Origin of the sequence: Vibrio sp. MM46 (assembly GCF_027587135.1) — a bacterium.
Classification (GTDB): domain Bacteria; phylum Pseudomonadota; class Gammaproteobacteria; order Enterobacterales; family Vibrionaceae; genus Vibrio; species Vibrio harveyi.
Genome location: NZ_JAPPTO010000004.1, coordinates 252270 through 271861, shown reverse-complemented (window position 1 = coordinate 271861; position 19592 = coordinate 252270). Strand labels below are relative to the sequence as shown.

Annotated in this window: 16 protein-coding genes; 5 read left to right on the top strand and 11 right to left on the bottom strand. The window is 44.7% G+C overall.

From position 1 onward, the window contains the following. Positions 1-17: 17 nt before the first annotated feature. Complete coding sequence (locus tag OH459_RS06790) at positions 18-2309, top strand: bifunctional diguanylate cyclase/phosphodiesterase (protein WP_269986113.1); 2292 nt, start codon at positions 18-20, stop codon at positions 2307-2309. A gap of 41 nt (positions 2310-2350) precedes the next feature. Here OH459_RS06790 and OH459_RS06785 read toward each other — a convergent pair whose 3' ends face one another. After that, a complete protein-coding gene (locus tag OH459_RS06785) occupies positions 2351-3646 on the bottom strand; it encodes a glycoside hydrolase family 18 protein (protein ID WP_009697289.1) in 1296 nt (431 codons plus the stop codon). Between the two features lie 126 nt (positions 3647-3772). Continuing rightward, a complete protein-coding gene (locus tag OH459_RS06780; RefSeq protein WP_005452372.1) occupies positions 3773-4774 on the bottom strand; it encodes a sugar-binding transcriptional regulator in 1002 nt (333 codons plus the stop codon). 465 nt (positions 4775-5239) lie between these two features. On the opposite strand from OH459_RS06780, the gene tal reads away from it, so the two are divergent. Both tal and tkt read left to right on the top strand, forming a co-directional pair. Further along, the gene (gene tal, locus OH459_RS06775; RefSeq protein ID WP_005425862.1) at positions 5240-6190 is read left to right on the top strand and encodes a transaldolase; all 951 of its coding nucleotides are present in this window, start codon (positions 5240-5242) and stop codon (positions 6188-6190) included. Between the two features lie 125 nt (positions 6191-6315). Further along, positions 6316-8322 carry a transketolase gene (tkt, locus tag OH459_RS06770; protein ID WP_069217659.1) on the top strand — a complete coding sequence of 669 codons (2007 nt, stop codon included), beginning with the start codon at positions 6316-6318 and terminating at the stop codon, positions 8320-8322. A gap of 116 nt (positions 8323-8438) precedes the next feature. Here the strand turns inward: tkt and OH459_RS06765 are convergent, their stop codons facing one another. From OH459_RS06765 to aroG, 3 genes are all read right to left on the bottom strand, one after another. Next, positions 8439-10001 (bottom strand): methyl-accepting chemotaxis protein, encoded by a 1563-nt coding sequence (locus OH459_RS06765; protein WP_009696364.1) that lies wholly within the window; start codon positions 9999-10001, stop codon positions 8439-8441. A 221-nt stretch (positions 10002-10222) separates the two neighbouring features. Further along, positions 10223-11395, bottom strand: coding sequence for an MFS transporter (locus OH459_RS06760; protein WP_017190759.1), 1173 nt, complete (start codon positions 11393-11395; stop codon positions 10223-10225). 168 nt (positions 11396-11563) lie between these two features. Beyond that, positions 11564-12616 carry a 3-deoxy-7-phosphoheptulonate synthase AroG gene (gene aroG / locus OH459_RS06755; protein WP_009696367.1) on the bottom strand — a complete coding sequence of 351 codons (1053 nt, stop codon included), beginning with the start codon at positions 12614-12616 and terminating at the stop codon, positions 11564-11566. Between the two features lie 476 nt (positions 12617-13092). On the opposite strand from aroG, the gene OH459_RS06750 reads away from it, so the two are divergent. Continuing rightward, positions 13093-14076 (top strand): OmpA family protein, encoded by a 984-nt coding sequence (locus OH459_RS06750; protein ID WP_005452383.1) that lies wholly within the window; start codon positions 13093-13095, stop codon positions 14074-14076. A gap of 522 nt (positions 14077-14598) precedes the next feature. On the opposite strand, the gene cyoE is transcribed toward OH459_RS06750, so the two are convergent. The 4 genes from cyoE to OH459_RS06730 are packed head-to-tail and all read right to left on the bottom strand — an operon-like array spanning position 14599 to position 17838. After that, on the bottom strand, positions 14599-15507 hold the full coding sequence (gene cyoE / locus OH459_RS06745; protein ID WP_050925346.1) for a heme o synthase: 909 nt from the start codon (positions 15505-15507) through the stop codon (positions 14599-14601). Continuing rightward, complete coding sequence (locus OH459_RS06740; protein ID WP_269986109.1) at positions 15500-16519, bottom strand: COX15/CtaA family protein; 1020 nt, start codon at positions 16517-16519, stop codon at positions 15500-15502. Before OH459_RS06740 ends, cyoE begins: the two co-directional genes overlap by 8 nt. A gap of 12 nt (positions 16520-16531) precedes the next feature. After that, positions 16532-17074: a hypothetical protein gene (locus OH459_RS06735; protein ID WP_029788565.1), complete on the bottom strand. Its 543-nt coding sequence runs from the start codon at positions 17072-17074 to the stop codon at positions 16532-16534. Then, on the bottom strand, positions 17071-17838 hold the full coding sequence (locus tag OH459_RS06730) for an SURF1 family protein (RefSeq protein ID WP_269986128.1): 768 nt from the start codon (positions 17836-17838) through the stop codon (positions 17071-17073). Before OH459_RS06730 ends, OH459_RS06735 begins: the two co-directional genes overlap by 4 nt. Here OH459_RS06730 and OH459_RS06725 point away from each other — a divergent pair. Continuing rightward, positions 17837-18073, top strand: a complete 237-nt coding sequence (locus tag OH459_RS06725; RefSeq protein WP_005452392.1) for a DUF2909 family protein — start codon at positions 17837-17839, stop codon at positions 18071-18073. The genes OH459_RS06730 and OH459_RS06725 overlap by 2 nt on opposite strands. A 2-nt stretch (positions 18074-18075) precedes the next feature. On the opposite strand, the gene OH459_RS06720 is transcribed toward OH459_RS06725, so the two are convergent. Further along, the gene (locus tag OH459_RS06720) at positions 18076-18960 is read right to left on the bottom strand and encodes a cytochrome c oxidase subunit 3 (RefSeq protein ID WP_005452393.1); all 885 of its coding nucleotides are present in this window, start codon (positions 18958-18960) and stop codon (positions 18076-18078) included. An 11-nt stretch (positions 18961-18971) separates the two neighbouring features. Beyond that, positions 18972-19577, bottom strand: a complete 606-nt coding sequence (locus tag OH459_RS06715) for a cytochrome c oxidase assembly protein (RefSeq protein WP_009701526.1) — start codon at positions 19575-19577, stop codon at positions 18972-18974. Positions 19578-19592: the final 15 nt, after the last annotated feature.

Sequence of the window (19592 nt, the reverse complement as noted above, 5' to 3'; positions counted from 1 at the left end):
AGGAGCAGTAATACGATATGATCGGCTTAAAGAAGAACATTTGGACGCTATATCTGACACTTTTTACCATCAGTGTCGGTTTGTTCTCTCTGTTTGGTCATTATCATTATCAATCCATACTCGATAAATACAAAGACAAGCAGCTCTTGCAATTAGAGCTGTTTGCTTCATCTGTACAGTCACTGTTTAAAGGACAAGAAACCTTACTGGAAGTTGTCGGTCACCAATTGATTGAACAGAACGACTTTACTCGAACCGCCTCATTGCAAATGCGACCTCTTCTGGATGAGCTGATGGATATCCACCCAGCGATCGCCGCATTTGGTCTTACAAACCCACAAGGCGATTATTTAGCGATAAGCTCGAATCTGGACCTACAAAAACTGCGTAACTTGAAGCAAGATCCTCAAACAAGAGGAACGTTTGAAGCCGCACTACAGTCTGATCACATGGTGGTTGGTAGAACTTACTTTATGCCTGCGCTCGACTCTCTTGTTATCCCCATCCGAAAAGCTATTCGAGATAAAAATGGTAAGGTTCTCGCGGTGATGACGGCGGGTTTCAACATGAACTCCTCTTTGGTTTTTCGAAGCGACGTTCACGCAAATGAACACAATCGAGTGTCATTAAATCGTGAAGATGGTTATCTAACCTTTACTTCGGCTGAACAAGCAAACCTCAACAGTTACAGCCATCCTGCTGACGGGCATACCAAGGCTATCGTTTTCGAACAGATCGAAAACAAGTATGGATGGAGCCGAGATACAGTCAGAACACTTGCAAGCGCAGTAAACATTGTTGCTGATGACCCAAGAATTAATCAACTGGTCACATTGAAATACCTACCAGATTATAAACTTTGGGCATCGTCTTCGACGGATCTTCGGTATATCCAGAGCGGTTTTTTCGATCAGTTCGCACTATACTCGCTCGTGTTCCTATTTATTCAAGGTGGGTTCTATGCGCTGGTTCGTTCCATTGCGAATAATGAATTGGGTACCCGACGAAAACTCTTATATCAAGCGCATCATGACCACCTCACGCTACTCCCAAATCGAGAATATCTGCGCGCACATATTGGACACTGGGTGAATGGCTCAGCCACGCCATTTAGCCTGATGTTTATCGACATCGATAACTTTAAATCCGTGAATGACACCCATGGTCACGAATTTGGGGATGAGGTATTGAAGCTGATCGCACAACGCTTAAAGACCTTTGGTTGTGATGGTCGTCTGATCGTTCGAGAAGCAAGTGACGAGTTTATACTGCTTGTTAACCAAACCGACGAAGGTACGGTGAGAGCGTTGGCAAAAGAGCTGATCAATTACCTATCCGAACCCTACTTAGTTCAAGAAAACCAATTTCTGTTGAGTTGCAGCGTCGGTATTGCTCTTTACCCTTCTCACGGTCAAAACTTAGATGCCTTGCTTCGTTCTGCAGATATCGCTATGTATCAAGCAAAAAAAGAGCGCAATGCATACAGTATTTTTGACCAACAAATGCAGGCAAAACACCTTCACAAGATGAAGATGGAACAACGTTTAAGGCTAGCGATAGAACGACAAAATCTATTCTTAGTTTATCAACCTCAATTGAACGTTAATGGCAAAATTTATGGTGTTGAAGCCTTGGTGCGTTGGCAAGATGAAGAGCTTGGGTTCGTCCCACCCAATGAGTTTATCCCAGTAGCGGAAAGTTCAGGTCTGATGGTGAGATTGGGGGAGTTGATTATCGAGAAAAGCTTGATCGACATGGCTCGCCTTACGGAAATGGCAGCGCAGCCAATTCAGATGTCGATTAATATCTCGGTAAAACAGTTTATTCAAATAAACTTCATTGATGACTTAGTGGCGTTAATAGACAAATATAAAGTCGATCAACACCTCATCACGCTTGAAATCACTGAGAACTTATTCATTGAAGACCTCGATAAGTTTGCGCCTATTTGCGAACGCTTGCATGCGCTCGGTTTTAAAATATCTCTCGACGATTTCGGTACCGGGTACTCTTCCCTCTCGATGCTAAGAGCACTTCCGATTGATGAAGTCAAAATTGACAAGAGCTTTATTGATAATATCGAAGATGATGAAAAAGCACTTAACATGGTGCAAAACATCATTGCGATTGGTAAGAACTTTGGCATGAAAGTTCTCGCGGAAGGCGTAGAAACTCGTCAGCAACGTGATCAGTTAGCCGCGTGTGGCTGTGACTTGATTCAAGGATATTACTACTCTAAGCCATTACCTTTCAAACAATTAATCGAATTCTCTGAGCAAAACCAAAATGAGAAAGCCGTCGCAGAATAACGACGGCTTTAAGAACAAACAATAATGTGACGTTTTACAGATTAATTCTGCATTTCCTTATACATCACTTCAACAAGCTCGCCTTTCGGATCACCTGATAGCTCCCACGTAAAGATGCCACCAAGATTCGTTTGCTTTGCCCAATCCGCTTTGGCTTTGATAGAGCGTTGATCTTCGAATGAAATGAACACTTTTTTCTCAGGGTTCCATAAATAAGGGGCTTGAGATTGTTCATCGTACTTATATTCGTAACCTTGTTTTGCGCTGTAGTTCTTCATGAGGTCCCAAAACATGAAGTAGCCATTCTCACCAGTACCAAACTGCGCGCCTTTCTCTGACAATAAATCTTGAGTTGGTAAACCACCGGAGAAATCTTTGGTTCCTTGCCAACCGCGACCATAAAACGCGGCACCAATCACCAACTTCTCACTAGGAATACCCAGCTCAATCATTTGATTAATGAACACGTCAGCGCCCATGCCCCACCAACTGCGGTCAGTGGCATGCAAGTTTGTTGTGTGCCCTGTTTGTTGTCCCCAACCACCAAGGAAGTCATACGTCATGGCAAACATATTGGTTAAGTAGGGCTGCGCCGCTTTCCAATCAATGCCCGCGGCTTTTGGACCAACACCCACTGCTGTTGAAAGCTCGTACTCGCGCTTGGTCTTTTTCGCTAACGCGTCTAAATCACCACGCATAGTCTTAACTAGGTAAGTGAAGGCGTCACGCTCTTGTGCTTTTTGCTCATCCGTCAGCTTGGTATCTGGGTTCCAAGGAGACGTAGTCAAGCCGCCACCTCCTGGATACTCCCAATCCAAGTCAATACCATCAAAGAAATCGTATTGAGCAACCAGCTCGACTGCTGTTTTAGAGAACTGATCCATCGCTTGCTGGTTTTTTGCCATCGCGTGGAAAGGTTCAGACATGGTCCAACCGCCAAAAGAAGGGAGAATTTTCAGATCAGGGTGTTGCTTCTTAAGTTCGGCTAATTGAGCGAAGTGCCCTTTATATGGAACGCCGACAGAGACCGGACCAAAGTCTTTTTCAAGTGCCGCCTCGGTATCAACCAGAATCGCGGTATACGGCTCTTTACCTTCACACTGTTTTGCGACCAGTTTTTGTACGGTTTCTGAGGCACCAGTGTGAGGACCACACATGCTCAAAAACGCATAGATAATATGAGTCAGGTTATCAGCCGGAATATCTTTAACCGTATAAGGGTTGTCTGCGTTTGCATACTGCCAGTCAGCAAAATAGCCTGCGACGACTTTTTGCTCGGCGTGCGCTATGCCCGTTAACCCCGTAAATAAAGCAGCTGCGAGAAGTGTCTTTTTCATCGTTTCCTCCAGAGTAATTAACTACAAATTACTCCTGAGGATTATTTTTAACTTGGAAACGAAATCAGGTTGCGAGTCATTTATAAATCCTCATCACCTGATTACATAGTTTGCATATTATTTGTGCTAAACCTCTGATGCACTGTTGCCGTGCATCTGCTCATCCAAGTTAAGAACCGTCAGTGCGTTACTTACGCTGGTTGCAATCACATCAATGGCTCCGGTTCTTAACGCTCCAAGTAGCGCCAATGGCTTACTGTTTTCAGCTGCAATCGCAATCACTTCTGCAATAGGTCTAAATTCTTCAATACCCAAGCCTATGACACGGTCACTCATCACCGTATTTGCTACGTTGCCGTGAATGTCAAAGAAGTCATAACCGGCAAAGTCCCCTACGACACCTTGCATCAAGCGAGATTGAACCACTTCATCTGGAGTGAACCAACCAAGGTCAACCATGTAGCTGTTTTCACTCATATCACCGATACCAACAAGAGCTACATCCGCTTTGCGCGCCAAGTCCAAAGTTTGCTTAACCGTGGCATTTTGCATAAAGGCGACCTTCTGCTCGCGGTTTTCAGCATAGGCAGGCGCGTATAGGGTTTCCGATGTGCCGCCGTATTTCTTGGCAAATTGTCGGCATATATGGTCGGCGTTGAACATACCGCCACGAGGGTGAATCCCGCCGATACCGCACACAAACTTACAATCGCGCGGCGTAATAACACCAATGTGGTGAGCCACAGAAGATACGTTACGCCCTTGCCCTACCGTCACCACCATGCCGTTCTTAAGAGTACTCGTCAGGTAATTAGAGACTAAACCAGAAACTTGCAGGCGTTGCGCTTCTTCATTAGGTTGGTCCAAAGCAACCAGTGCTCGCTTCACACCAAAGCGCTCGATGAGGCGCTGCTCTATCTTGGCACTGAACACAGGGTGATATTTTACGGTAATCTCAACAATGCCTTCGTCACGAGCCTGTTTCAGCATTCGCCCAACTTTGGCACGTGATATGGAAAATTTTTTCGATATCTCTTCTTGTGTCGCACCATCTTGATAATAAGCAACGGAGATCTCCGTCAACAAGTCTGTACTTTCAATAGAAATATCTTGGTTAGAACTGCTCATGATTTTTCTCGCCCTTTTAGAGGATCGACATTGTATGCATTAGTGAGCATCTGCTCATTGACTTAGCATATGTTACCTACCAATTTTACTGCGACATTTGCTCACTGCAATGACATTTTCTCACTATGTCTTTTTATTAATCTCACTGCTGCTCAAGCCTTGAACAATAAGGGCAAACGTTTATTTGGGTCACGCTCTGAACACACAGCAAAAAAACGTTGATGAACTTCACTTAAAGTCGGTTTCGACGATTGACTTTCAGCATGGATAGGATAAATATGGATTCATCATTTACTCAGCTACCGATCAAATGTTCAAAGCAAATGTTCGGTACCGAAATTTTCCGTAGTTGGCTGAGCAGATGTCTCGTTAATTATGATGAGACGATTAGCCGACACGCTTGCAAATGCACAAGCTGTGGTACTCAAAACCACACTTAAGCCCATTTATATAGGATGATCGATTATGAGCAACAAGTTAGAGCAACTTCGTAAACTAACAACTGTAGTAGCGGACACTGGTGAAATTGACGCAATCAAAAAGTACCAACCTGAAGATGCAACAACAAACCCATCTCTTATCCTAAAAGCGGCTCAAATCGAAGAGTACGCACCTCTAATCGACGCTTCTATCGAATACGCAAAAGCACAAAGCAACGACAAAGCACAACAAGTACAAGACACTTGTGACATGCTTGCAGTAAACATCGGTAAAGAGATCCTAAAAACTATTCCTGGTCGTATCTCTACAGAAGTAGATGCTCGTCTTTCTTACGACACAGAAGGCAGTGTTGCTAAAGCGCGTCAACTTGTAAAAATGTACAACGACGCAGGCATCACTAACGACCGTATCCTAATCAAACTGGCTTCTACTTGGGAAGGTATTCGCGCTGCAGAGATCCTTGAAAAAGAAGGCATCAACTGTAACCTAACGCTTCTATTCTCTTTCGCACAAGCTCGTGCATGTGCTGAAGCAGGTGTATTCCTAATCTCGCCATTCGTTGGTCGCATCATGGACTGGTACAAAGCGAAAGAGGGTCGTGACTTCGAAGCTTCAGAAGATCCAGGTGTAATCTCAGTAACAGACATCTACAACTACTACAAAGACTACGGTTACAACACGGTTGTTATGGGCGCAAGCTTCCGTAACATCGGCGAGATCCTAGAACTTGCTGGTTGTGACCGTCTAACTATCGCTCCTGCTCTTCTTGCTGAGCTAGAAGCTGCTGAAGGCGAAGTTGTAGAGAAGCTAGTTGATTCTAAAGGTTCTAAAGAGCGTCCAGCTCCAATGTCTCACGCTGAGTTCCTATGGGAGCACAACCTAGACGCAATGGCTGTTGAGAAAGTAGCTGAAGGTATCCGTAACTTCGCGGTTGACCAAGGCAAACTAGAAGACATGATCGCAGCTAAGCTTTAATTGCTTACCAAAAGCGAGTAGCCAGCCTACTCGCTTTTAGCATCAACGCTTTATTCAAAAAATTCTATTTGAACTTGTTCCGACGAGTTCCCTCTATTTAAATCAAATATCGAGAAGTAACTACTATGGATCGCTCTCTTCTAACACGAAAGTATCTAGCTAATGCAATCCGTGCACTAAGCATGGACGGTGTTCAACAAGCTAACTCTGGTCACCCAGGCGCACCTATGGGTATGGCTGATATCGCTGAAGTTCTTTGGCGTTCTCACCTAAACCACAACCCATCAAACCCAGAGTGGGCTGACCGTGACCGTTTCGTACTGTCTAACGGTCACGGCTCTATGCTTATCTATTCTCTACTGCACCTTGCAGGCTACGAGCTATCTATCGACGATCTTAAGAACTTCCGTCAGCTTCACTCTAAGACTCCTGGTCACCCAGAGTACGGCTACGCACCTGGTATCGAAACAACAACGGGTCCTTTAGGTCAAGGCATCACTAACGCTGTTGGTATGGCAATGGCTGAGAAAGCACTAGCGGCTCAGTTCAACAAAGAAGGCCACGACATCGTTGACCACTTCACTTACGTGTTTATGGGCGACGGCTGTCTGATGGAAGGCATCTCGCACGAGGCTTGTTCTCTTGCTGGTACGCTAGGTCTTGGCAAACTGATCGCATTCTGGGATGACAACGGCATCTCTATCGACGGTCACGTTGAAGGTTGGTTCTCTGACGACACGCCTAAGCGTTTTGAATCTTACGGCTGGCACGTAATCCCTGCTGTAGATGGTCACGACTCTGAAGCGATCAACGCAGCAATCGAAGCGGCAAAAGCAGATCCACGCCCTACACTTATCTGTACTAAAACTATCATCGGTTTTGGTTCACCAAACAAATCTGGTTCACACGACTGTCACGGTGCACCACTAGGTGCTGAAGAAATTGCAGCGACACGTAAAGAACTAGGTTGGGAGCACGGTCCTTTTGAAATTCCGCAGGAAGTCTACGCAGAATGGTCAGCGAAAGAAGCAGGCGCAGCTAAGGAAGCAGCGTGGGACGAGAAATTTGCAGCTTATGAAGCAGCGTACCCTGAGCTGGCAGCTGAATTCAAACGCCGCGTAAACGGTGATCTACCGGCTGAATGGGAAGCAAAAGCAAACCAAATCATTGCAGACCTTCAAGCAAACCCTGCGAACATCGCATCACGTAAAGCATCTCAAAACGCACTAGAAGCGTTTGGTCAAATGCTTCCAGAATTCATGGGCGGCTCTGCTGACCTAGCGCCTTCTAACCTAACTATGTGGTCTGGTTCTAAGTCTCTAGAAGCGAACGACTTCTCTGGTAACTACATCCACTACGGTGTACGTGAATTCGGTATGACAGCGATCATGAACGGTATCGCACTACACGGCGGTTTTGTTCCTTACGGTGCAACATTCCTAATGTTCATGGAATACGCTCGTAACGCTATGCGTATGGCTGCTCTGATGAAAGTTCAGAACATCCAAGTTTACACGCACGACTCTATCGGTCTTGGCGAAGATGGTCCAACTCACCAACCAGTTGAGCAAATCGCGTCTCTACGTCTGACTCCAAACATGAGCACATGGCGTCCATGTGACCAAGTTGAGTCTGCAGTAGCATGGAAACTGGCGATTGAACGTAAAGATGCACCATCTGCACTTATCTTCTCTCGTCAAAACCTAGCACAACAAGAGCGTACGGCTGAGCAAGTAGCGGACATCGCGAAAGGTGCTTACATCCTGAAAGACAGCGATGGCAAGCCTGAGCTAATCCTAATTGCAACTGGTTCTGAAGTTGAACTAGCAGTGAAAGCGGCTGAGCAACTAACCGCTGAAGGTAAGAAAGTGCGCGTTGTTTCAATGCCATCAACAGATGCATTCGACAAGCAAGACGCAGCTTACCGTGAATCAGTACTGCCATCAGACGTAACTGCACGTATCGCTGTAGAAGCTGGCATTGCAGACTTCTGGTACAAGTACGTTGGTTTCGACGGTCGTATCATCGGTATGACAACATTCGGTGAATCTGCACCGGCTGACCAACTGTTCGAAATGTTTGGTTTCACTGTAGAAAACGTAGTGAACACAGCAAAAGAACTGCTAGCTTAATCGCTTAGTATTATCAGTTTTCTCTATTGCGAATTTGAAAACTGAAAAGCCCCGCTTCGGCGGGGCTTTATTTTATCTAATCATTTTTCAACAACGATTCAGCTAACTGGTTGGAATCACTTCTCTTCAAACTGAATAGCTAGTCGATAGAAATCTTGGACTTGCTCTTTCAACTGCTTACTGTTTTGCTCTACAGAATGTGTTGCCGCTAAGTTCTGCTCTGCTGTCGAAGCAATAGAATGAATGTGCTGATTTACGTCGCTAGAAAGCTGCAACTGCTTATTAGCAGAGTCCGCGACATTCACCATCAAACCACTCATGGTTTGCATCATCTGCTCGACTTCAGATAATCGCAATGCACTTTGCTCTGCAACATTTGAACAAGTGTCCGTTTGTTCTTTGTTGGCAATAATGTCTTTCTGCCAACCTTGAATCGTTGTAAGCATGGTTTCAATGGATGCTTTAATTTGCTCAGTCGCATTCGAAGTACGCCCTGAGAGCGCTCTTACTTCATCAGCAACAACAGCAAAACCACGACCTTGTTCACCCGCTCGCGCAGCTTCAATTGCAGCATTAAGTGCTAGCAGATTAGTTTGGTCGGCAATCCCGCCAATTTCTTCCATTAATTGGCTTACCTTTTGCGCTTGATCGCTCAATTGATAAGTCGTTTCTGTCGCTTTCTCAGCTTGTAAGCTAAGTTGCGCTAAGTTGGTATGAGTTTGGTCGATGGTCTCTTTCGCCATCAGACATGACTGCAACGTATCGTCTATCAGTAGATGCGCGTCGTTAGTGCTGGATGAAACTGAATTTGCAGACGCTTCCATCGACTCTGTCGCATCGCGAACTTGCCGAATGTCTATGTTCTGCTGAGTTAGCGCTGATGAAACTTCTGCCGTCGTGCTGCTAAGCTCTTCCGCGCAACTTTGTAAAGGCAGAGCTGAGTCCGTCATACGTCCTAACACGGTGCGAATACGGGCAGAGAGCATCTTGATATGGAAATCTGCAATCGAGAATGGTTTATTTCCGGAATACACCAGACGACTTACACTGTCGTACTGCGCTTGTAACCTTTTAAATTGCAGAGGCGTATCAACAAGTTCCTGGCGGAAGAGAACAGCTAAAACACCTGCCGGTAACAATGTCGTTAACCAAGCAAGAGGACCTTCAAGTGACAGAGCCAAGCTCGTTACTGGTGCTACTAACGCACCAAGAAGAATTGCATAGCGCAAGGTGTCATTTAACTTCAACGCCCACGCTCGACCGGATTTCTCTGCTTTTAGAAGCCCTTGGTACGCTTTAGAAGCGATATCCACCCACTCTCGCTTGGGCTTAACACGAACCGATTGATAACCCACAACTTGATGACCTTCATAAATTGGAGTTACGTAAGCATCGACCCAATAGTAACCACCCGACTTCGTACTGTTTTTTACAATTCCGCGCCACGCTTTACCTTGTTTTAGGCGAGCCCACATATCACCAAAAGCGGCTTTGGGCATATCTCCGTGGCGAACGATATTGTGGTTTTGTCCGAGCAGTTCATCGTGACTGTATTCAGCAATTCTGCAAAACGCATCATTGCAATAAGTGATAACACCTTTGAGATCGGTGGTGGAGACCAGTTCGTCAGAATCTCCTACGAGATTTTCTTGAGCTTTATTGGAAGTTGAGGCTGACATAGATGAGACTTCTATAGTTTTTATTAAATTGCGACAGGATATATACACGATTGTTATATTTATTACAAAATGCTAGAGAAAAAATCTTACCGATGCGACATTTAAAGCCCAAAAAACTCACTTAGATAACAATAATTAATCAATAATGTTACGGGTTGTGAGCTGATAGACAAAAAAGACCCAGCCTTAATAGCTGGGTCTTATAAAATTTTGAACTCAGTTTATGCAATTTGAGATTCAGAATTATTATTCGTTTTAACAATAAAGATTGCCATCACCAATAAGACAAAAGGTAAGACGTACAAATTCAAATTTTGCCACCCTACTGTCGACTCCAACCAACCAGACAAAAGTGCAGTAATGGTGACGCAACTAAATACGAAGAACTCGTTGAACGCCTGCGCTTTGCTTTTATTTTTCACTTCATAGCTCTGACTAAACAAACTGGTTGCGGCAATGAACATAAAATTCCATCCAACACCAAGTAAGATCAACGCCGTACTGAAGTGCCATATAGATAACCCATGCATGTTAATTGCTATGCACGCGATGAACAGCACACCACCAGCTAAAATCATTTTCTTTGCACCGAATAGTTCAATTAACCGACCAGTAAAAAAAGCAGGCACAAACATGCCCAATACATGCCATTCAATAACCCCAGCAGCTCTTGTGAAATCAAACCCACAGCCAATCATGGCTAACGGTGTCGCTGTCATTAGTATATTCATCACGGCATAGGCAACCATCGCTGCTAACACCGCAATCATAAAGTTAGGACGATAAATAATGTCCTTGAGAGAGTCTGGTTTTGCATAGCAATTTTGCGTATGCGCCGCTGGAAATCGTATCGTCTGTAGTAAAACTAATGCCGTTATATACAAGACAATGAGTACAGCAAAAGCACTAATATAAAGCCCATCTGTCGACCACTTTTGCGAATAGATAGCGAGGTTTGGTCCCAAAACGGCAGCTAGCACGCCACCTGCCATAGAAATCGAGATCGCTCGATGCCGTGCTGATTCATCACACACTTCTATCGCAGCAAATCGATATAAAGTACCAAAGCCAATCCCTACCCCTAGCAAAAAGGTGGAAGCACAAAACAAAGTAAAGTTTTGCAGAGATAGCGCATAGGTTGCCAACGACGCTCCAGCTATACCTATGATGTTACCTAAGCTAAAACCCAGACGGCGTCCCAGCTTTCCCATAATTAAGGACGCCGGGATCGTCGCAGACATTAATCCGAGAAACTGCAACGCTACTGGCAAAGTGATCATGCTTGAAGAAGGCGCAATTTGTTTACCGATAAGCGCAATGACAGAAATCAGAAGTATGTTTCCCGTCATCAATAAGGCTTGGCAAAGTGATAATAGCCAGACGTTTCTATTCATCTCATTCCTTGAGTGTTTTTTAATCTACCCAGACACCTTAACGGATTTAAGGCTAAAACACATGGGTTATGTGCGACAGGTTAAGCCATGACATAGCTAACTACTCTCTACTTAAACTAAAAAAGCCAGCGAGAAGCTGGCTTTTTGTGAGTGTTATTCGCTCAATTTTTATTTGGCACGACGCGCTTTTACTGCGTCGGATAGCTGACGTAGAACTGTTTCCGTATCTTCCCAGCCGATACATGCATCAGTAATCGATTGACCGTAAGTTGAAACTTTGCCATCAACCAAGTCTTGACGACCTTCAACAAGATGCGACTCAATCATCACACCGAAAATAGCATCTTCACCGCCAGAAATTTGCTCTGACACATCATCAGAAACTAACATTTGGCGTTTAAATTGCTTAGAGCTGTTCGCGTGGCTGAAGTCGATCATCACTTTCTTAGGCAGACCGGCAGCATCCAGCTCATCCTTAATTTGACCTACATGAGATGCGCTATAGTTTGGCTCCTTACCACCACGCAGAATAATGTGGCAATCAGGGTTACCTGCCGTTTCAACGATAGCAGAATGACCGTACTTAGTGACTGACAAGAAATGGTGAGATGCGCTTGCCGAACGGATTGCATCACTTGCGATCTTGATGTTGCCATCTGTACCGTTTTTAAAGCCAACAGGGCAAGACAGACCAGACGCAAGCTCACGGTGAACCTGAGACTCTGTTGTACGAGCACCAATCGCCCCCCAACTGATCAGGTCGGCAACGTATTGCGGCGTGATCATATCTAGAAACTCGCTTGCCGTTGGAAGCCCCATATCAGTTAGATCAAGCAGAAGCTTACGTCCAATGCGAAGACCGTCGTTAAGTTTGTAAGTATCGTTTAGGTATGGGTCATTAATCAGACCTTTCCAACCTACCGTAGTACGTGGTTTTTCAAAGTAAACGCGCATCACAACTTCTAGTTGCTCACCGAGTTCATCACGAAGTACTTTCAGTTTTTTACCGTACTCTACCGCCGCCTCTGGGTCATGAATAGAACATGGACCAACAATCACTAGTAGGCGATCGTCTTTACCTTCAAGAATATTGTGGATGGCGTTACGACATTCAAAAGTAGTTGTGGAAGCAGTTTCGGTCGCCGGAAATTTTTCAAGCACTGCAACAGGTGGCAATAGCTCTTTTACTTTATTAATTCTTACATCATCAGTTTGAAACATTACTTCTACTTCCTAATTACTATCCAAGTCCCGCTATTTTGCTCAAACTTTACTCACTGCAACATTATTCACAAAGCAAGCAATAGTAAGGGCTGTGGGCTCATTTAATCGTGTCAATGCAAGTAACTTATCGACTTCGCCGACCGCTTGCAATCACTTTTTTTAAAAAAATGCAAATTAACTACTAATGTTCAAAACAAAACACAGCGTAAATTTTTATGTACACGGAAAGTTCAAAATTATCATATATTTTCCTGTAACTTTGAAAATCTTGTCTACAATGTAAGAAATATCAGAAGTTTGTGAGGTATTTGGCGACGAAAAGTGTAGCAAGATCTAAGATATTGTTGCTTGATGTTAATTTAAATGAATATTAAACTTATTTCTTATTAAACTAATTTCTTATAACTACCTAGTTTTACTCAAGTTGTAAAAACAAAGTAGAAACTAATATGCAATCAATACAAGGAAACATTATGAACAAAGTAGCAATTGCAGTAGCAGCAGTGGTAGCTGGTGGTTTAATTAACTCTGCTCAAGCTGAAATGTATATCGGGGGCAAAGTGGGCATGACTACGCTAGATGATGCTTGCTATTTAAACAGCCCTTGTGATGATGATGCTTTCGGTGCCGGAATGCACATCGGTTACGACTTTACCGATATCATTGGCCTTGAGTACGGTGTTGATTACTTAGGTGACTACGAAGCTAATTTCAAGTCAGGGGCTAATACAGTAAATACGATCGACGGTGATCTTTGGGCATTAACGCTTGCGCCTAAATTCAACTGGCATCTAAACGATACGTGGAATCTATTCGCGAAAATCGGTGGTGCTTACATGATTTCGGGTGACGAAAAAGATTTCGTTCCTACAGGCTCGCTTGGTGCTGAATACACTATCGATAGAAACTGGAGTGTTCGTGCTGAATACCAACGTTACCAAGATATCTCTGATGATGTCCTAGATGATATGGATGCAAACTTCTTTGGTATCGGTGTTAACTACAAGTTCGCAGCAGCACCTGTTGTTGCAGCAGTAGTAACAGAAGAAGTGGTTGCAGAGCCAGAACCAGTAATGATGACGAAGACGCACAAAGAAGAGTACGGTACAGGTACGTTTGAATTCGACAGTGCGAAGCTAACTGATTCAGTATCTGAGCGTCTAGACAACTTCGTAAACTTCTTGAACGAGTACCCACAAGCTCAAGTTGAAATCACTGGTTACACAGATAGCTCTGGTCCAGCAGCTTACAACCAAAAACTGTCTGAGCGTCGTGCTCAATCTGTTGCGGATTACCTAATCGCAGCAGGCATCGATGCAGACCGCTTCACAGTTACTGGTATGGGTGAAGAAAACCCAGTTGCAGACAACAGCACTCACGAAGGTCGCGAGAAGAACCGTCGTGTTGAAGTTGTCGTACCTGAGTTCCAATACGAAGAATTGGTACAACCAGAATAAGAGTTCCCGCTCTAATCTAGTCTAAGGGGTGCTTCGGCATCCCTTTTTGTTTGCTTCAGCTTTACCCTTCACTCTTTATCAAACTCATTCAGTTTCTCTGTTCGCCCTTCTCCATCCTATCTGGTTCCGACTCTTATACTAAAGGCGACCTGACGGTACGCTCGATTAAATATTTGATTTCAAGTTTGGTGAAAAGTAGCAGTTTTCTCAAAGACTCATAGTTCATCGCTCTTGGTTCCAAAACCAATATACCCAAGTGATTCCACGACGCCGAATTCAGAGCATTGTCATCGCTCCCTTGATTACCGAAAGTAAGTAAGGAAAACAAGGTCGTGTCATAGCCAGTTATTTCCATGTTGTTTGACACAGTAATCGGGTCAATCAAACGCTCCCGAAGGACGAGTTGACTGGGGTATAAACATTATTGGGAACTACGGCAGCAGACCCTAGTATTGCGCCGTACAAACAAAAACTGCACCGGAGTTCGGTGCAGTTGTGAGCTTGCCCTTGTGTGGCTCTAGATCATAAAAACACACCAATATAGTGATCCACCAATAACGCAACAAACAGCGCCAATAAGTGATAGATGGAGAATTTAAACGTTTCCATTGCGCTATTTAATTCCGGTGAAAACTTTAACTTCCACGCGTGATACATAAAGCCAGCATTGAGGAGCAATGAAGAGAATAAATATACAGAACCGACCATCCCCACCAGCACAGGCAAAATACAGACAAGCGTGAGTAGAATCGTATACAAAAGAATTGATGTCTTGGTGTACTCAATGCCATGAGTGACTGGAAGCATTGGGATATCCACTTTGCGATAGTCTTCGACACGGTGAATTGCGAGCGCCCAGAAATGTGGCGGCGTCCAAATAAAAATAATCATTACCAATAGCCAAGCATGCGCGTGTAACTCTCCAGTTACCGCCGTCCAACCGAGTAGTGGCGGCATTGCGCCTGCAATCCCTGCAATCACAATATTCTGCGGGGTTGCTCGCTTAAGATACATGGTATAAACCACCGCATAACCTAACAAGCTTAAGAAGGTCATCCATGCCGTCAGTGGGTTGACCAATGCATGAAGCAACACAAACCCAATTCCCCCCAGAGCAGTAGAAAAAATCGCAACAGACAAAGGGTTAGTATCACCGGAAGGCAAAGGTCGCTTGTGCGTGCGAGCCATTCGCGCATCAATACGGCGATCAATCAGGTGATTAAACGCTGCAGCAGAGCCTGCCATTAGGCCGATACCAGTAAGACCAATAGCAGCTTGTAACCAAGGAAAGTCAGCAACCGGAGCTAAGCTCATCCCAACAATAGCCGTAATCAACATAAGAGCGACGACTTTTGGCTTTGTTAGTTTTAAATAGGTTGACCCAATCTTTCTCTTACCACTTTCTAGAGGTAGCGCGATCTCTTTACTCATAGCGAACTCCTTTCGCTTGATGACCCCAACAAGCTTTACCCTGCCATAGGTAGAACTGACTAACGCAAATAAGTGTAAGCATAATGGCAGCACCGAGGTTGTGTGCCACCGCAACATAAATAGGGAGCTGGAACACAACGTTACTCACGCCCAATAAGATCTGACACACCAAGGTGAATCCAATCCAGATACCGAGGCGTTGGGAATGATGTGAATCTTGTTTTAATAGTAAGATGCAGTAAATCAACACCACGCATGCGGTAATAATGGCACCAATACGGTGGCTAACATGAATAGTCATTCTGGCAGGGTAATCTAGGACACCGAACTCATAGTTATCAAAACCTGTCTGCCAAAACGAAAATGCCTCTTTCCAAGACAAATAGCTTGTCCAGCTACCTTCACATATTGGCAAAGTGGTACACATTAATGCGGCATAATTTGATGATGTCCATCCGCCAAGCAACACCTGCAACAACACCACACCAAAAGCCATCAAAGAGAACGTTCTCACGCTCTTGGAAGAAGGAGAAAAGTAGAGGCTGTTTTTAGATTGTAATTGGCAGTAGAACAGCGCTTGAAGTGCAAGCAGCGTAAAGCCGCCAAGTAGATGAAGCATAACTATCACTGGCATCAGCTTTAACGTTACCGTCCACATTCCTAATGCCGCTTGGCCCAAAACAAGAACGCAAAGCAAAACCGGAATTGTCGGATCAACTCGCTCTGCTCTCACCGCCATGATTGCCATCATCAGAATGACTAAGCCTAAAGTTCCAGCGAAGTAACGATGAATCATCTCTAACCACGCTTTTCCTTGCTCCACTGCTCGCTCCGGAAACAGAGCATTTGCCTTAGTAACTTCAGCTTCAGTTTGGGGTACAAATAACTGACCATAGCAACCAGGCCAATCTGGACATCCCAACCCCGCATCAGCCAAGCGTGTATATGCTCCCAACATAATGACTACAAGAGTAAGACACAGGCTGAACTTAACCAAACGACTTAACGTCATATTGCACTCTCCCTAGCCTACGCGTGATAACTTCAATAGCTTTCGTAAGTCCGCCAATACATCTTTACTTAACCGCACCAAATCCTCGTTGGCTTCTGGCGTATAGGACATAACTAGCTGCCCGAGAGGGTCGACGATCAACATCTGCCCTGCTTTCACTCTCGATGACAACGAATCATTCATTTGCATCACCACAATGCTCTTGCTCTGGGCAACATTATTGGTCTCTTCCGAAGTCCAGATAACTGGCACCACACGCTCCTGATATTTACCTAATGCAATGTGGCTTTGTTGCATCAAATGTATTTGTTGTTGGCACTGTTCTTTACACTCCGGAGGCAACACATACGCTAATTGCCAACCTTTTTCGTCTAATGGTGATGGCTGACCTAATTGTTCGAGCGTGATATATGGCTCAACCAATTCACCTCGATTGGTTACCCCCGTTTCGTACCAACCTTGACTCAATACAACCTTGGCAATAATCGCGGGGAGCGCAAATAGACAAATCAGAGACACCAATACAATTCGTCCTTTCGTGACTGCATTTGTCATTTCTCACCTCCTTGTGAGCGTGGTTGTCGAATCCAACGAATAAAAATCAGGATTGTGATAAACAAAAATACGCCAGACATAGCAAACCATTGAAAAGAATAACCAAAGTGCTTTGCACTGGCTAACGGTAAGGGATTCCAAGGAAATGGGTACGACCATTGCGTTAGATTGTCAGGTTGAATGACCGTAGGCATTAACTCAATATTAAGCAGTTGGCTAAGTTGATTAATGTTGAGGTTTTGCACTCTTATCGTATCGCCCATTTCAGCCATTAGGTCTGAACTTAGTGGATTAGTAGATTTACGATACAAACGCCCTGTGATGTCATATGGCGTTGTCAGATATTCAACCTTCGGAAGTACGGCTCTGGATCTTTTCCCCTTCACAAATCCAAGTTCAAGCAGCGTCAGAGTCGCCGGATCATGAGACATCGATACGATTTGAAACGCTAGGTAACCCACTTCACCCTGATAGGTCTGGTTATCTAATAAAATAATTGGGAGTGATTCAGGCGTCACATTTGCTTTTACTTTAATCCCTATAACACTTTCTTCTCGCCAATCGTTCTTTTCCAGTACTTCAGATATGTCCTGATAAGAGGTATTTTCCCTTGCTAAAATCGCTTGTTCCAAAAGCTGCTTTTCATTACCACGTTCCAATTGCCAAAAGCCCAGTTTGACCAATAGAGAAAACACAGCCACAGTTAAAAATACAGCAACCCAAACCCATTTCGATAATATCGACGACGAAACCGGAGGTGCCATGTCCACCGTATTTCTGTTTAAGTTAACGCTTGTCCTTTTGCTGCTTTTCATCATCTTTAACCTCGCAAAAGCGCTTATCGAAATGGTTCGCGAAGACCCAGAGGATTCATCGAAGAAAGGCAAACCAATGAGCCACTATCTCGGTCGTCGTGTCATGTTTTCTGCGTTAGTCGTGATTCTCCTTCTCGTAGCGTTAGGGGCAGGATGGATAGCCCCAAATCCTCGTCCTTACTAGCTTTACAGCACATAAACGAAAACAAATAAGCATAGCCAAACCACGTCAACGAAGTGCCAATACCAACTGCCAGCTTGGAATGCGAAATGGTCTTTCGGAGAAAAGTGGTCCTTGGCGATGCGGAATAACAGCACAATGAGGAAAATGGTACCGAGACAAACGTGCAAACCGTGAAAGCCCGTGAGCATAAAGAAGGTATTACCGTAAATACCGGACTGCAACGTCAGCCCAATATCTTGATAAGCGTGTGCATATTCGACGGCTTGGTAATAGAGGAAGAAGCCCGCCAAGACGATGGTGATTTCCAACCAGACAATCAGTGCAGTTCGTTTATCTTGCTCTAAACTGATGTGTGCCATATGTAACGTAATCGATGACAATAGCAGCAAGATGGTGTTGGTTAATGGGATACCCTGCCAAGGCATTGCTTGGGTCGTATCACCACCCGGCGTGGTGGTGAGTGGCCAGATTGCTTCGAAACTCGGCCACAATACCTCATGTGTCATTAAGTTATTATCTGCACCACCTAACCAAGGCACGGAAATCATTCTTGCGTAGAAAAGAGCACCAAAAAAAGCACCAAAGAACATCACTTCCGAAAAGATGAACCAGCTCATCCCTTGTCGAAATGAACGCGTGATTTGCGCACTGTACTTTCCGGTAAGAGATTCTGTGATGACGTTGCTGAACCACCCTGCCAGCATATAGAGCAAAAACAACATACCAATGGCGAGAATGATGCCGCCTAACGTACCAACCGCGCCATCACTTTGAGTACCTTGAACGGTCATTCCGGCACCGACAGCAACGAGGAACAGCGCAAAAGCTCCTACAATTGGCCAACTGCTTTGTGCGGGAACATAATAGGTCTCAGGCTTGTTACTCATAAGTTCTCTCCTTACAGACGCGCCTTGGTTTGCGGCGTCAAGGCCTGTTTCTCACTCCCTGAGAGGCTAGCTGTTGAAGACTCGCCCGATTGAGGAGGAAATTTGTAGAGTGTGTAAGACAAGGTCAACGTATGAATTGAATCCGGCACGTCCGGCTCAATGTAGAAAATCAAAGGCATACTCGCTTGCTGCTTACCTTCCAATGGCTGTTGATTAAAGCAAAAACACTCGATTTTATTGAAGTAAGCTGCACCAGTACCCGGCGATACGGATGGCACAGCTTGCCCTACCAAATCTTCACCGCTCTGATTAAAAGCAAGATATTCGGTTTGAATCACTTCACCAGGGTGAACATCCATAAAAACGACTTTTGGTTTGAACTCCCAAGGCATGTCCGGGCTAACGTGCGCCATAAATTCCACACGAATCGTTCTGGTAATATCCGCCTGCATACCCGTCGGTTGAATTGCGGCCACATCACTGGTTTTACCATTAATGCCCAATGCATCGCACATGATGTCGTAGAGTGGCACAAGAGCAAAACCGAAGCCGAACATCAGCGCTGTCGCTAGCAGCAACTTGATAGTGAGTCTCTTATTGGATGAATTACTTGGCATCTCACTCACCTCACT